The organism is Kumtagia ephedrae, from assembly GCF_003012745.1.
Taxonomy (GTDB): Bacteria; Pseudomonadota; Alphaproteobacteria; order Rhizobiales; family Rhizobiaceae; genus Kumtagia; species Kumtagia ephedrae.
In genome coordinates, this window is record NZ_PXYK01000022.1 from 42,677 (window position 1) to 55,343 (window position 12,667).

Genomic DNA, 12,667 nt, shown 5'->3' on the forward strand with positions numbered 1-12,667 from the left:
CGCGGCCTAGACGGCCAGGTGCTTTCTGATGGTGTCGCGGTCCTCGAGCTCCTGCGGCGTCACGTGAGCGACGATGCGCCCCTTGTCCATGACGTAGCAGCGCTGGGCGAGGGCCTTGATCATGTCGAGGTTCTGCTCGACGAACATGATCGTCATGCCGCTTTCCCGGTTGAGTTGCCGGATGATGCGGCCGATGTCCTGCACGATGGACGGCTGGATGCCTTCCGACGGTTCGTCGAGCAGCAGCAGTTGCGGCGAGCCCACCAGCACCCGCCCGATGGCGAGCTGCTGCTGCTGCCCGCCCGACATGGTCCCCGCCTGCTGGCCGGCTCGCTCCTTCAGGATCGGGAACAGGCTGTAGATACGGTCGTAGACATCCGAAGCTATGCGCTCGCGCATGGCTTCGCCGACCTGAAGGTTCTCCCGCACGGTCATGCGCGGGAAGACGTCGCGACCCTGCGGAACATAGCCGATGCCGAGCCGTGCGCGCCGGAACGGGCTGAGCCCGGTGAGTTCGGAGGCATCCAGCCTGATCGTCCCCGCCATGCTCTCGACCAGGCCGATCAGCGTCTTCATCAGCGTGGATTTGCCGACCCCGTTGCGGCCGATGACGGCTACGATCTCACCCTTCGCGACGGTGAGGTCGATGCCCTGCAGGACAGGCTTGCCGCCGTAGCCGGCCCGCAGGCCTGTGATTTCGAGCAAGGCCTCAGTCATGCTTCTGCCCCAGATAGATGGCGGCGACCCGTTCGTCGGCGACGATCTCGTCGATCGTGCCTTCGGCGAAGATGCGCCCGAAATGCAGCACCGACACGCGGTCGGCCACCTGGCGCACGAAGGCCATGTCGTGCTCGACCGCGAGCACGGTCATGCCCTCGGCGTTGAGCTGCCTGACGATCTCGCCGGTCATGAAGGTCTCTTCGGGCGACATTCCCGCGGTCGGCTCGTCGAGCAGGAGGAGCTTGGGCTTCAGGCTGATGGCCATGCCGATCTCCAGCCACTGCTTGAGGCCGTGGCTGAGGTTGCCCGCCTGCTGGTCCGCGACCTGCTCGAGCTGCAGGAAGCGGAGCAGCCTTTCGACCTCGGCGTCGAGGTCGGCCGGGCCCAGCCGGTGCTGCAGGGCGATCTGCAGGTTCTGCTGCGCGCTGAGCGCCGCGAAGATGCCCGGAACCTGGAACTTGACGCTGATGCCGCGGTTGATGCGCTGGAACGGCTTGAGGCGGGTGATGTCCTCGCCGTCGAACGCGATCGTTCCGGCCGACGGCTGGTATTGCCCGAGCAGCAGCTTGAAGAACGTGCTCTTGCCGGCGCCGTTAGGGCCGATGAGGCAGTGGATCTTCCCGGGCTGCAGGGAAAAGCTGACGTCGGCGGTGACGTGCAGGCCGCCGAAATGCTTGTTGAGGTTCTGTGTCTGCAACAGGGCCATGGGCTATTTGCTCCTGCCCTTGCGGTCGAACAGGGAGGCCAGCAGGATGCCGGCATTGGCGACCAGCCCCCTGGGCGCCAGGAGAACGGTGCAGACGAGCAGCAGGCCCATCACCACGAGCGCGTACTGGCTGCCGTAGATGGTCAGCGCCTGGAACGCCGAAAGCACGACCAGCGTCCCGATGAGGGTGGCGGTGAGGTCCGACCGGCCGCCGACGGCGACCCAGATGATCGGCAGCGCCGCGGCGGTGATGCCCATGCTGGACGGCGTGATGTACTGCCCCCAACTGGTGTAGAGGACGCCGCTCAGGCCGGCGAGCGCAGTGCCGATGACGAAGCAGCCGAGCTGATACTTGCGGATGTCGTAGCCGAGCATCTCGGCGCGCTGCGGGTTCTCCCGCAGCGCCACCAGCACATTGCCGAACTTGGAGTTCACCAGGATGCGCAGGCCGAGATAGACGACGACGAGCAGGCCCAGCACCAGATAGTAGAGGCCGATGTCGGGATAAAGGACGATCTCGCCGCCGAACCAGGGCAGGGTCAGCGGCGGCATGCCGCTCATTCCGTTGAAGCCGTTGAGGCGCGCGCTGCCGACCTTCCACTCCGGGCCGGCCGTCTGGGCCATAAAGCGTTCGAGGGCAAGGGTCACGGACAGGGTGACGATACCGAGGAATATGCCGCTGATCCGCCCGAAGAACAGGAAATAACCGAGGACGGCGGCGAACAGCGCCGCGATGGCGACGGCGATCAGCACCGAGAGCAGGCCGAAGCCGTATGCCGTGCCGAAGTTGATGGTGAGGATGCCGTAGCTGTAGCCGGCGATGCCGAAGAAGGCGGTCTGGCCGAAGGAGAGCGAGCCCCCATAACCCCAGATCAGGCTGAGCCCGAGCGCCATGAACGTCCAGTTGAGGAAGTAGATATTGTTGCCGACATCGTAGCCGTCGGCAAACAGCGGATAGACGACCGCGACGGCCAACACGACAGCGAAGGCGCTCCAGAACACGGGTCCCCTGCCCATGGTCTGTGGCCCTTCCAGCCGTTTCAACATCCGTGACACTGACATTGTTGCTTACGCCCGATCTTTCAGGATGAAGCCGGTGATGCCTTTCGGCAGGAGGCGGATGACGACAATGACGGCAAGCAGCAGGCCGATCTGGCCGGCCAGCTGGCCCTGCCACGAGGTCAGCGAGGCCTTGACGATCGCCAGCAACGCCGCGGCGGGCGCCGTTCCGATGAACACGTCGGCGCCGCCGACCACGACGGTGACGAAGGCCTCCATGATGAAGGTGGTGCCCATGGTCGGGATCATCGTCATGGTCGGGGCATAGATGCCTCCGGTCAGGCCGGCGAGCGCCGCGCCGATGCCGAAGGTGAAGGCGTAGACGCGGTTGGTGTCGACGCCGAGGGCGTTGGCCATGTGCGGCGCCTGGATGGTGGCGCGCGCCAGCACGCCGAAACGGGTTTTGTTGAAGACGAAATAGAGCAGCAGCAACACCGCGAGCGCCGTCGCCATCAGCACCAGCCGATAGTAGGAAAAAGACAACGCGCCGACCGTGAAGCTGCCCAGCGGAGTGCCAACGCCGCGCATGGTCGGGCCGAACAGGATCAGCGTGCCCTGCGAGGCGATGAGGCTGACACCCCAGGTCGCCAGGATGGAATCGAGGGGCCGGGCATAGAGCCTGCGCACCACGAGGCGCTCGATCACCATCCCGACCAGCCCGGCGAAAAGGCTGCCGCACAGAATCGCCAGCGGCAGCGGCAGGCCCCAGCCGACCGCGAAAACGGTCATGTAGGCGCCGCACATGATGAACTCGCCATGGGCGAGGTTGATGACGCCCATCATGCCGAAAATGACCGCAAGGCCACAGGCGGACAGGACCAGAAACGCGAAGGCGTCGCCGAATTGATAGGCCGACGACACGACTGCTGTCGCAAGATCCATGAGGCTCTCCGGTTGGCAAACAGCTACGGCCGGGCCGACGCGAAGAACCCGCGCCAGCCCGGCGGTCAGGGACTACTGCTTGGCCGGAGGATTGGACGGCGTGTACTGCTCGCTGGGATCGGCCTGCGTCAGGTCGCAGCCGGCATCACCCAGCCAATAAGGCTTGATGTTTTCCCACACCTTCGGGAACGAGATCGAGTGGTCGTCGCCCACCTTGGCCAGGAAGATGGTGTGCGACATATGCTGGCTCTTCGGGTCCAGGCAGACATTGCCGGACGGCCCGTCGAAGCAGACGTCGCCCTGGGCGATCACCTTGCGCAGATCCTCGCGGTTGGTGGAGCCCTCGGCGCGCTCGACCATCTGCTTGTAGAGGTTCATGGCGATGTAGGAGTTCGCCGCTTCCTGGTTCACATAGGGCTCGTTCGGGTACTTGGCGTGGAACTTTTCGAGGAACGCCTTGCCGGCCGGCGTGTCGACCTCCTCGATGTAGTTGGTCGTCACATACATGTTGGCCAGGCTGGGCGGCGTGAAGCGCTTGTGTTCATAGCCTTGGCCGACATTGACCGACGACGCCATCGGCAGGCCGACCTTGGCCGACGAGGCCTGCTCGTAATACGAAGCCTGGGCCGCACCGACCAGCAACGTCACCACGAAGTCCGGCTTTGCCGTCTGGATGTTCTGGATGGTCTGCGAGAACTGCGAGACGCCGAGCGGGATGAACTCCTCGCCGGCCATCTCGCCGCCGTTCTCCTTGACGATGTTGCGCACCCACTCCGCGGAAATCTGACCGAAATTGTAGTCGGCCGCGATGGTGTAGACGCGCTTGCCGTAGGTCTCCATCATCCACGGGATCAGCGTGGAGAACTGCTGCTCGGGCACGGCGCCGGTGACGATCATGTTGGCGTCGCAGACGCCGCCTTCATACTGGTTGTTGTAGAAGGCCAGCCCGTCGAACTGGTTGACGATCGGCCGGTAGGCTTCGCGCGAGGCCGACGAGAACCCCGCGAACACCACGTCGACCTTGTCGCGCTGGAGCACCCGGCGCATGAATTCCTGATACCGGTTGTTGTCCGACTGGGTGTCGTAGACGACCAGTTCGATCTGCCGGCCGGCAATGCCGCCGGCCTTGTTGATTTCCTCGGCCGCGAGCTCGATGGCGTGAACCTTGCCGATGGTCGCCGCGGCGAAGTCTCCCGATTGATCCTCCAGCACGCCGATCTTGATGGGATCGGCAGCGTGGGCGGTCGCCGATAGCGCGAAAGCGCAGACCAATGTAGCTGCCCGTAGCAAACTGACAGTCATTCTATTTCTCCTCTGGTTCAAGGCTTTTTGGCGTATGTTTTCGTCGTCCCGACCGTTGTTTCGGGTTCATCCAACTCGGGACCGTTTGCCTGGATGAACGTTTCGCAGAAATCCTCGATGCTCTGGCGCGAGCGCATGCTTTCGCGCCGCAGCAGATCATAGGCGGCGGAGTGGTCGGCTCCGGTGCGCTGCATGACGACGAGCACCGCCTTCACCAGGCTCTTGCGCAGCAGCCGCCGGCGCTCGTGTTGTTCGAGGCGATCGGCGAGGTAGCGGCGGCGGCGGAACTCGTTGATGCCTACGAAGAGCGCCGAATAGACCGCCGCCCTGTGAACCGGCTTGCGCAGCGTCGCGGTGGCTCCCAACTGCATCAGCGACCGCAGCCTACTGGGGGCCTCCACGCCGACGATGCCGATCACCGGCAGGCATCGGCTCGGCTCGGCGCCGCCCGTCTCGACGGTGACGTTGAGATCAGAATCGATGAACAGCACATCCTTGTCGCCGGGCTCGATCTGCAGCTTGCCGTCGGCAATCTCCGCGATCGCGGAGGACATGCCGAGCTTGGCGAGCATGTCTTCGAGCTGCTCGACGGCCGCCGGCTGTTCCGTGGCGATCGTGGCCCGGTAGCCGATGAAGTTCTGGATGATCCGCGGTTCGCTCACTTGATCGCCCTCAGTGCCGGCATGCCGTTGCGCACCGCATAGCGGGGTGTGGTCTGGACCAGATAGGGATCGGGCCGGACCGGCCGGCTTGCCGCCCACAGGATCTCGAACTGCCCCGCCTTGGTCGACTTGCCGATGCGGGGGGTGAGGAAGGCGTGGGTGGTCCGGCCGTCGATGCTGACGATCCCCTGCGGTGCGTCGAGGGACAGGCTGGGCAATACCTGGCGTACGGCTTCGACATCGTCGGACCCCGCCGCCGCGATCGCGGCGGCCAGCATCTTGACCGCGACATACGAGGCTTCCGCATCCGCCGACGTGGCGGGACCGTCGGGCCAGCGCGCCTGGTAGGCGGCAACGAAGCGCCGGTTGGCCGGCGTGTCGATGGAGGAGAAATAGACGCTGGAGCTGATATGGCCGTCCATGGCCCGCGGCCCGATCTGCTCCAGCTCGGGCTCGGAAAGGCTGCAGCTCACGACCGGCATTTCAGCGGGCTGGTCGATGCCGCGTTCTGCGCAGGCGATGCGGAAGTCCTGGAAGAAGCGGTAGGCGCTGGTGCCGATCAGCGTGTTGAAGATGAAATCCGGCCTTGCGTCGAGGATGGAGGCGATCATCTTCGAAAGGTCAATGTCGCCGACGGCCGTGTATCGCTCGGCAAGCACCGTTCCGCCCGCCGCGGACAGGGCTTCGCGCAGGATGCGGTTGTTCTCCCATGCCCAGATGTAGTTGGAGCCGATGCAATAGGCGCGCTTGCCCATGTGCGCGAGCAGGAACTCGATCAGCGGAACGATGTGCTGGTTCGGCGCCGCGCCGGTGTAGACGACGTTGGACGAGCTTTCGAAACCTTCGTAGTGCGAAGGATACCAGAGCAGCGCGTCGTGCTTCTCGAAGAGCGGGATGACGTCCTTGCGGCTGGAGGACGTGTAGCAGCCGACGACGTGGCGGACACCCTGCCTGCCCAGGAGATCCGACGTCGAGATCGCATACTGCTCGAAGCGACCGGCGGGGTCGGCGACGATCGGGGTTACGGCGAAGGCATAGTCCCGGGATGCCCGGATCTCGTCGAAGGCGAGCATGGCTCCGTTGTACATGGAGCGCGAAACCACCCCGTATGGGCCGCCTTGCGAAAACAGCACGCCGATGTGGTATTGCGCCTGCGTCATGACCCCTCAACGCAAAAAGTGCCCGACAGTTGGCACTGTGGGCACGCTTGCCATCAATATGTCATGCAGCTTTGCGCCTTGTCGGGCCTGCTTGCCCGGCGCGTTTTCATAGTTGAACGAAAGCTGCGCCATGTCAACCATGTGTGCTGGCTCAATACCCGGCGATGCGGACGAAGAGCTGGGGAGGCGCCGGCATCCGCCGTTGCAGGAAGGGGCGCACCTGGAGTAGCGTCCGCGCGGCTGCTTCACGGGGAGTGGGCGGCCCGAATCGGGCAATTGGCGTCGTGCGGGAATCCATGATGACGATCACCGCGCCGCTCAGGACGGCGGCGATGTTCTTGCTGATGCTGGTGGCGCTCGCCGCCTGCTCGACGAGCGAGACGCTGCGCGTGGCGCAGCCGCAGCGCCCGGCTTCGCTCAAATACGCCGCTATCGTGGTCGATGCGGGCACCGGCCGCGTGCTCTACGACGCGGATTCCACCTCGCCGCGCTATCCCGCTTCGCTCACCAAGATGATGACGCTCTACATGCTGTTCGAGGCGATGGAATCCGGCCGCATCGCCAGGGACACGCCGATCCCGGTGTCGGCCCATGCGGCGCGGCGCCCGCCCAGCAAGCTCGGGCTGCGGCCGGGCGATACGATCGACGCCGAATCCGCGGTCCTGGCGCTCACCGTCAAATCGGCCAACGACGTGGCGGTGGCGGTGGCCGAATATCTCGGCGGCAGCGAGGAGCAGTTCGCCGCCATGATGACGGCCAAGGCGCGCTCGATCGGCATGCGCGGCACCACCTTCCGCAACGCCTCGGGCCTGCCCGACGACGGCCAGGTGACGACGGCGCGCGACATGGCCGTGCTCGGCCTGGCTCTGCGCAAACGCTTCCCGGCGCAGTACGCCTATTTCTCCAACCAGAGTTTTGCCTATCGCGGCCGCGCCATCCGCGGACACAACGAGCTGCTGCGCAGCGTCGCCGGGGTCGACGGCATCAAGACCGGCTACATCCGCGCCTCCGGCTTCAACATCTGCACCTCGGTCGGCCGCGACGGCCGCCGCCTCGTCGTGGTGGTCATGGGCGGCGACACGGCGCGCGCCCGCAACGCGCATGTCGAGGAGCTGATCGAACGCTTCCTGCCGCGCGCGGCCCGCACCGGGGTGTGACGGCGTGGCTTTGCGCATGACGACGCCGCGCCCGACACACCGGGCGAAGCAGGGCGGCGGGCGCCGATGAGCCGCCTCGACAGCTTCATCCGCCGCATGACGGCGCAGCGCACCCTGCTCGACGCCGCCTGCGCCGAGGCGGCCTCGCTCGACGGCCCGATCCTGGAGATCGGCCTCGGCAACGGCCGCACCTTCGACCATCTGCGCGAGCACCTGCCCGGACGGCGCATCATCGCCTTCGACCGCGTGCTGGCGGCGCATCTGAGCTGCGTGCCGGCCGAGGACGATCTCGTGCTCGGCGAGATCCGCGTCACCGCGCCGCGCTTCGCCGGCATCGGCGCCGCCCTCGCCCATGTCGACATCGGCACCGGCAACGACGCGCTCGACCGGCAGACGCTGGAATGGCTGCCGGACCTCACGGCTTCGCTGGTGCAGCGCGGCGGCATCGTCGTCTCCGGCCTGCCGCTCGACCACCCGGCGCTGGCCGCGCTGCCGCTGCCCGACAGCGTGCCGGCCGAGCGCTATTACATGTATCGCCGGCGGAGCTGAGCGCAGGGAGCGACGCGGCTTGCCCCTCCTCGCGGAGAGGGCAAACGCATGGCCCTGGTTTGTCACCCTGCTTCCCCTCGATGCAGGACAGTCGCATGTGAGTTACCCCCACCCCTAGCCCCTCCCCACAAGGGGGAGGGGGACCTTGTGGTCGCCATGCCGCGCGAAATCGTCGACGATCGGCGCCTGGCGGAGAGGCCAGCCGGCTAGGGGCGAGGGGTACGAAGCGGCGAAAGTCCTCGCCGACCACCACATATGATTGCCCTGCCTTCAGGGAGGCGGGCGGGGTGACGAACACGGCCATATGCGATTGTTTCCCCCTAGCAAACCGGCTACGGCTCCTCGCCGCCCCGCTCCTCGCGGATCTGCTCGAGCTTGACGTTGACCATGTGGCGCACCAGCTCGGTGCGGGCGCGGTCGTTGCAGCAGGGCGGCAGCATCGGTCCCGGAAACACCGTCCAGTCGTCCTCGGCGCGCCGCGACACGCATTGGCCGGCGCGCCGGCAGGGATTTCGCGGACAGCTCCTGTGCAGGCCGACGACGGTGGCGGCCTGCTGGGCGATGCCGAGGCAGATGGAGAGCGCGAAGTAGAACTGCTCGGTCGAGCGCCGGTCGGCCTCGTATTGCGCCTCGCTCTGCCACGGCGCGCGCGGCGCATGCGGCACGCGGAAGCGCGGGCAGCCGGGCGGCATCTCGAAATGCTCGTAGCGGTCGGCGACCAGAAGATCGCTCCAGTCGGCCGGCTCGCAGGGTTTCGGCGACCAGCATTCCTCCTCGCTCATGCCTTCCGGCGGCGCCCCGAGGCCGGGCACGGCGGCCAGCCGCTCCAGCCAGCGCCGATCGGGCAGGGGCGTGCCGTCGGCTGGGCTTTTCATATCGTCCCGGGTACGTCTGGGCATGGGCTCTCCTTCTCGCGCGCTGCCGCCGAGTTTTGTGAAAGGTCGGGAAGACGGGCGGCCGCGAGGTCGCTCATCTAAAATTTGCGCGACCTCGCGGCCGCCCGTCCGGCGACTTGGGCCCTATCCCGTTCCGCTTCGCTATAGCTCCGGCTCCGGCTTCTTGCGTCGCCTCGGCTGGCCATGCCGCAGCACTCGTCCAGTGCGCCCCGCACATAGTTGCGGAGGAGGAACCTTCGGACGGGCCTCCCCGGGCGCAGGCTACGTCTTCCCGCACCGGAGGCGCCGTTCCTCCCCACCAAACCACCGTCGCGACCGGCGTTCCCGCGGGAGGAACTGACGGCGATTATGCGGGAGGCGGGAAGAGCGGGGATAAAAATCGGCCGGCAGGGGCCTGTTTCGTCGGCGCCGCTCGCGACGTGGCAGGGCAAGTGCCGGAGGCGGCTGACTTTTCCGCCTTGGGGTGCCGCCGTCTTTTCGCGGAAGGGCGAAAAACTATCCCCTTTTTCGGGCTTTCCCTTACCGGCCCGGCGGGTATCGCGAATGCGCATCTCCGCCGTCGGTCTTGAGGTGGATGCCGTCCCGCCCCGGCTTGCAGCTTCGAGTCCGAGACCTGGATCCCGACACTCTCCGCTCGCTGCGCTCGCTCACGAGGTCGGGAATGACGACAGTCATGATTTGCTTCGGCCAATCACCGACGTTTGCGGCTAGCGAAGGCCCCAGCCGATGTCGTCATTCCCGACCTCGTGAGCGACGGAAGGGAGGGGATAGTGTCGGGAGTCCAAGCCTCGGAGGTCGCGAAGCCAAAGCCGGCGACGGTGTTTGACCCGCCAAATCCGCCGGGCCGAGCATCCATGGGCCCGGCCCGGAGTTCGCCCTCCGCAACTCTCATGCCGTCGACCCTGTGGATTCGCCTTCGGCGAACCGACGCCTCAGCCCGCCGTGTCGAGCCAGATCGTCACCGGGCCGCCATTGACCGGCGAGACCTTCATGTCGGCGCCGAAGACGCCGTTGGCCACCCGCACCTCTTGCGACGCGACTTGCGCCGAAAAATGCGCGTAGAGACGTGGCATAACGAAACCTCGCACTCAGACAGCTGGAGGTCCAAAGCCCATCGCGAGTAACGCCTCTCGGTCTAAGTTCTGGCGTAAGATCTCGTGATGCAAGAGGGGCGCATGTCGCTTCAAATGATTGATATGACTGCCTCCAGCATACTGATTGACATATTCTTCTCTTGCGGACACAACGACGTCGTCGTTTAATCCAAGAAGTTCTATCGTCCGGTGAACGAGATCGTTGTTTGCGAAGTCAGCACCCGATCGGAGGAACAGGCTTGGAAAAACAATCTCAAACATCCCTTCAACAACATGAAACGGATCAATAATATTTCGAAGACCTTTACGCGAGTTCAATCGAGAGCAGCAATACCTGAGATTTGTCCATTCGTATGCCAGGCGCGGGTCGATTTTACGTGCAATAAAATGATCCGCCGAACTTGCCCCAGTATCGCTAGATATCCAATGAGCTGTGTAGCAACATACGGCATTGTATGAATTTCGTAGGGCCGGAATCGCTTTTCTCCAGTATTCCCTCCCTGTAAAGTTTACGTCTTCCAGGCTGGGGAGATTTTCAAGAAATGTACGACCCGGTCCTCGAACTCGGTTCTCAAAATCTTCCGGCTCAGCGGCTTGGATGACGGTGATCATTTCCCGCTAGGCCTATGGAATGAAGCGAAGCGATTCCACCTGACCCAGAAAGGATCATCGTCCGGTAGGGCTTTGCGAAGATCTGACTCAATCCGGTCTAGAGTACTAATTGCCACGTCGGTCTTGGACAACAACGCGTTCGCTGCCTTCAATGCATCCTCGGCAATCTTCGACCGAGCGGAGTCCAAGCCAAAAATATCTGACTCTAGCCACCTGTTGACAGACCCATGTTTAGTAAAAGGCATAGTCGCAATGCAGACCTCGCGACCTACGAGCTTAGTCACATGTATGGTATCTTTCGTCGGGTCGAAGCCGTCCTCAAGAGAGGCCATCACCAACGGCGAGTGGGTCGCAATATGCAGTTGAATGGGATAGTTTGGAGCGACTTGCCTCAATGCCGCGAGCAGCGACGGCACAATCTGCCTTTGCCACTTTGGATGAAGGTGTGCTTCCACCTCATCAATCAGCACTACGATTTGCGGGTCAACGTCCCGTTCAAGCTTTCCGGCATCTAGAAACTCAAAAAAAACCCAAGCTACAACGTACGCAAATGTAAAAGCCTTTTGGATGCCGGCCGACAGGTATGGGAAGGCAACATCACCATACGGCATTCGGACAGTTGGCAGCTCTCGCGTATCGGTACGGATACGTCCGGGGGGTCCAAGCCTGAGGTGCCTACCTTCCGGCGGTGAGAGGGCTCGGAGTGCGGCCTCGAATACTTCTCGTCTTTTTGGGTATCGTTCAGGCAAGAGCTGCCAAAATACTACGTCTTGTAGCAATCCATTCGACGCGCGTCTTGATACACCGTCAGAGCTTGTTGTCTTAAGTCCATCGAGGAGTTGCTCTCGGCCTAGTCTAATAACTTCATTGCCACTTAGAGCACTAGAATAATGCCGTGGTATAAATATATTAACACCACCATCAAACGAGAAGTATAGCGCCACGCTGCTAAGATCTGCGTTTGGGCGCTGCCAGCTACCGTCAACCTTATTGTAAGGAACAAGGGCCGTTGATCCTCTGGTCAAAGTTCTGTTTAGGTCAAATTCGATCTCTGATCGCTGTTCCATAATTTGTGGTTCCGCTCGATGTGCGGCCCAACTGCCAGTCAGCGACCACCACACAAGCTCTAACAACAACGTTTTGCCCAAGCTATTGTCGCCAGCAATTACGTTGAGGCGGGGCGACGCTGGATAGGTGGCGTCTTGAAATGGTCCAACATTTCGCACTGAGAGTCGACGCAATGACACGGCTCTGTCCGACACTTGTTCGGTGGGATAGCCTATGTAAGAGAGCAACTCGTTTTCTGATACTGGCTGCTGAGATAACCCAATGTCGCGTATCGATGTGTTATCAAATAACGTTTCAATTTCCTCATCCAAAAGATTGAAGTAGCTAACAAACGTTCTTATAATCTCGCCAGGCTCTTTTCCAGATGCTGCTTGAATATTTACATTTCTGCAATACCAAACGGCCATATCAAAAAGGGGTATCTTTTCAGATCGATTTGATTCCCTCAAGAAACTAAGCTCTTGAACATAGTTTTGCGTCCATCCCCAACCATGCGTATCTGGATCACGCACAAAGGCGGCAGAAAATGTGTCCGCGATAACACGCTGGAGTGAGGTGCTGTCGTACCGCTCGCTGACCCACTGCTTGGAACTCTTGAACGGGTTATAGAACCCTTTAACGCCTTTAAAGCGAAAGTAGGGTTCAAGGATTGAGTCCCGAATGAACGAGTAGCGAAATTCCTGAGTCGTACCAATAGGCAGGCTGGCCAGCTTAAATCCTAAAAAAGCATACCCGAAGAATGGATGCACCCCGGACAGACGTTCAACCGAAGTTACAACCTGCGACAACGATGGATACAT

13 protein-coding genes are annotated in these 12,667 nt (G+C 62.8%); 2 read left to right on the top strand and 11 right to left on the bottom strand.

Annotated elements, in window-relative coordinates; translation table 11 throughout:
* Positions 1-6: 6 nt before the first annotated feature.
* The 7 genes from urtE to C7I84_RS20955 all read right to left on the bottom strand — a co-directional run bounded on the left by urtE (position 7) and on the right by C7I84_RS20955 (position 6,491).
* Entirely contained in the window at positions 7-717 is a 711-nt protein-coding gene (urtE, locus tag C7I84_RS20925; protein WP_106774165.1) for an urea ABC transporter ATP-binding subunit UrtE, read from the bottom strand.
* Positions 710-1,426, bottom strand: coding sequence for an ABC transporter ATP-binding protein (locus tag C7I84_RS20930; RefSeq protein ID WP_106774166.1), 717 nt, complete (start codon positions 1,424-1,426; stop codon positions 710-712). Before C7I84_RS20930 ends, urtE begins: the two co-directional genes overlap by 8 nt.
* Before the next feature lie 3 nt (positions 1,427-1,429).
* Positions 1,430-2,443, bottom strand: coding sequence for a branched-chain amino acid ABC transporter permease (locus C7I84_RS20935; protein ID WP_425351370.1), 1,014 nt, complete (start codon positions 2,441-2,443; stop codon positions 1,430-1,432).
* A gap of 51 nt (positions 2,444-2,494) precedes the next feature.
* Entirely contained in the window at positions 2,495-3,367 is an 873-nt protein-coding gene (locus C7I84_RS20940; protein ID WP_106774168.1) for an ABC transporter permease subunit, read from the bottom strand.
* 72 nt (positions 3,368-3,439) lie between these two features.
* A complete protein-coding gene (locus tag C7I84_RS20945; protein WP_106774169.1) occupies positions 3,440-4,669 on the bottom strand; it encodes an urea ABC transporter substrate-binding protein in 1,230 nt (409 codons plus the stop codon).
* A gap of 17 nt (positions 4,670-4,686) precedes the next feature.
* Complete coding sequence (locus C7I84_RS20950) at positions 4,687-5,430, bottom strand: ANTAR domain-containing response regulator (protein ID WP_245428528.1); 744 nt, start codon at positions 5,428-5,430, stop codon at positions 4,687-4,689.
* On the bottom strand, positions 5,328-6,491 hold the full coding sequence (locus C7I84_RS20955; RefSeq protein WP_106774170.1) for a transporter substrate-binding domain-containing protein: 1,164 nt from the start codon (positions 6,489-6,491) through the stop codon (positions 5,328-5,330). Before C7I84_RS20955 ends, C7I84_RS20950 begins: the two co-directional genes overlap by 103 nt.
* A gap of 299 nt (positions 6,492-6,790) precedes the next feature.
* On the opposite strand from C7I84_RS20955, the gene C7I84_RS20960 reads away from it, so the two are divergent.
* Together C7I84_RS20960 and C7I84_RS20965 are read left to right on the top strand one after the other, a co-directional pair.
* Positions 6,791-7,648, top strand: coding sequence for a D-alanyl-D-alanine carboxypeptidase family protein (locus C7I84_RS20960; protein ID WP_245428529.1), 858 nt, complete (start codon positions 6,791-6,793; stop codon positions 7,646-7,648).
* Between the two features lie 66 nt (positions 7,649-7,714).
* On the top strand, positions 7,715-8,197 hold the full coding sequence (locus tag C7I84_RS20965) for a class I SAM-dependent methyltransferase (protein ID WP_106774172.1): 483 nt from the start codon (positions 7,715-7,717) through the stop codon (positions 8,195-8,197).
* Between the two features lie 332 nt (positions 8,198-8,529).
* Here the strand turns inward: C7I84_RS20965 and C7I84_RS20970 are convergent, their stop codons facing one another.
* The 4 genes from C7I84_RS20970 to C7I84_RS20980 all read right to left on the bottom strand — a co-directional run bounded on the left by C7I84_RS20970 (position 8,530) and on the right by C7I84_RS20980 (position 12,667).
* Entirely contained in the window at positions 8,530-9,096 is a 567-nt protein-coding gene (locus C7I84_RS20970; RefSeq protein ID WP_133170126.1) for a hypothetical protein, read from the bottom strand.
* A 929-nt stretch (positions 9,097-10,025) separates the two neighbouring features.
* Entirely contained in the window at positions 10,026-10,166 is a 141-nt protein-coding gene (locus tag C7I84_RS20975) for a D-aminoacyl-tRNA deacylase (protein WP_106774174.1), read from the bottom strand.
* Between the two features lie 15 nt (positions 10,167-10,181).
* Positions 10,182-10,799, bottom strand: a complete 618-nt coding sequence (locus C7I84_RS29755; protein WP_133170127.1) for an HNH endonuclease family protein — start codon at positions 10,797-10,799, stop codon at positions 10,182-10,184.
* Positions 10,796-12,667 carry an AAA family ATPase gene (locus C7I84_RS20980; protein WP_106774175.1) on the bottom strand — a complete coding sequence of 624 codons (1,872 nt, stop codon included), beginning with the start codon at positions 12,665-12,667 and terminating at the stop codon, positions 10,796-10,798. Before C7I84_RS20980 ends, C7I84_RS29755 begins: the two co-directional genes overlap by 4 nt.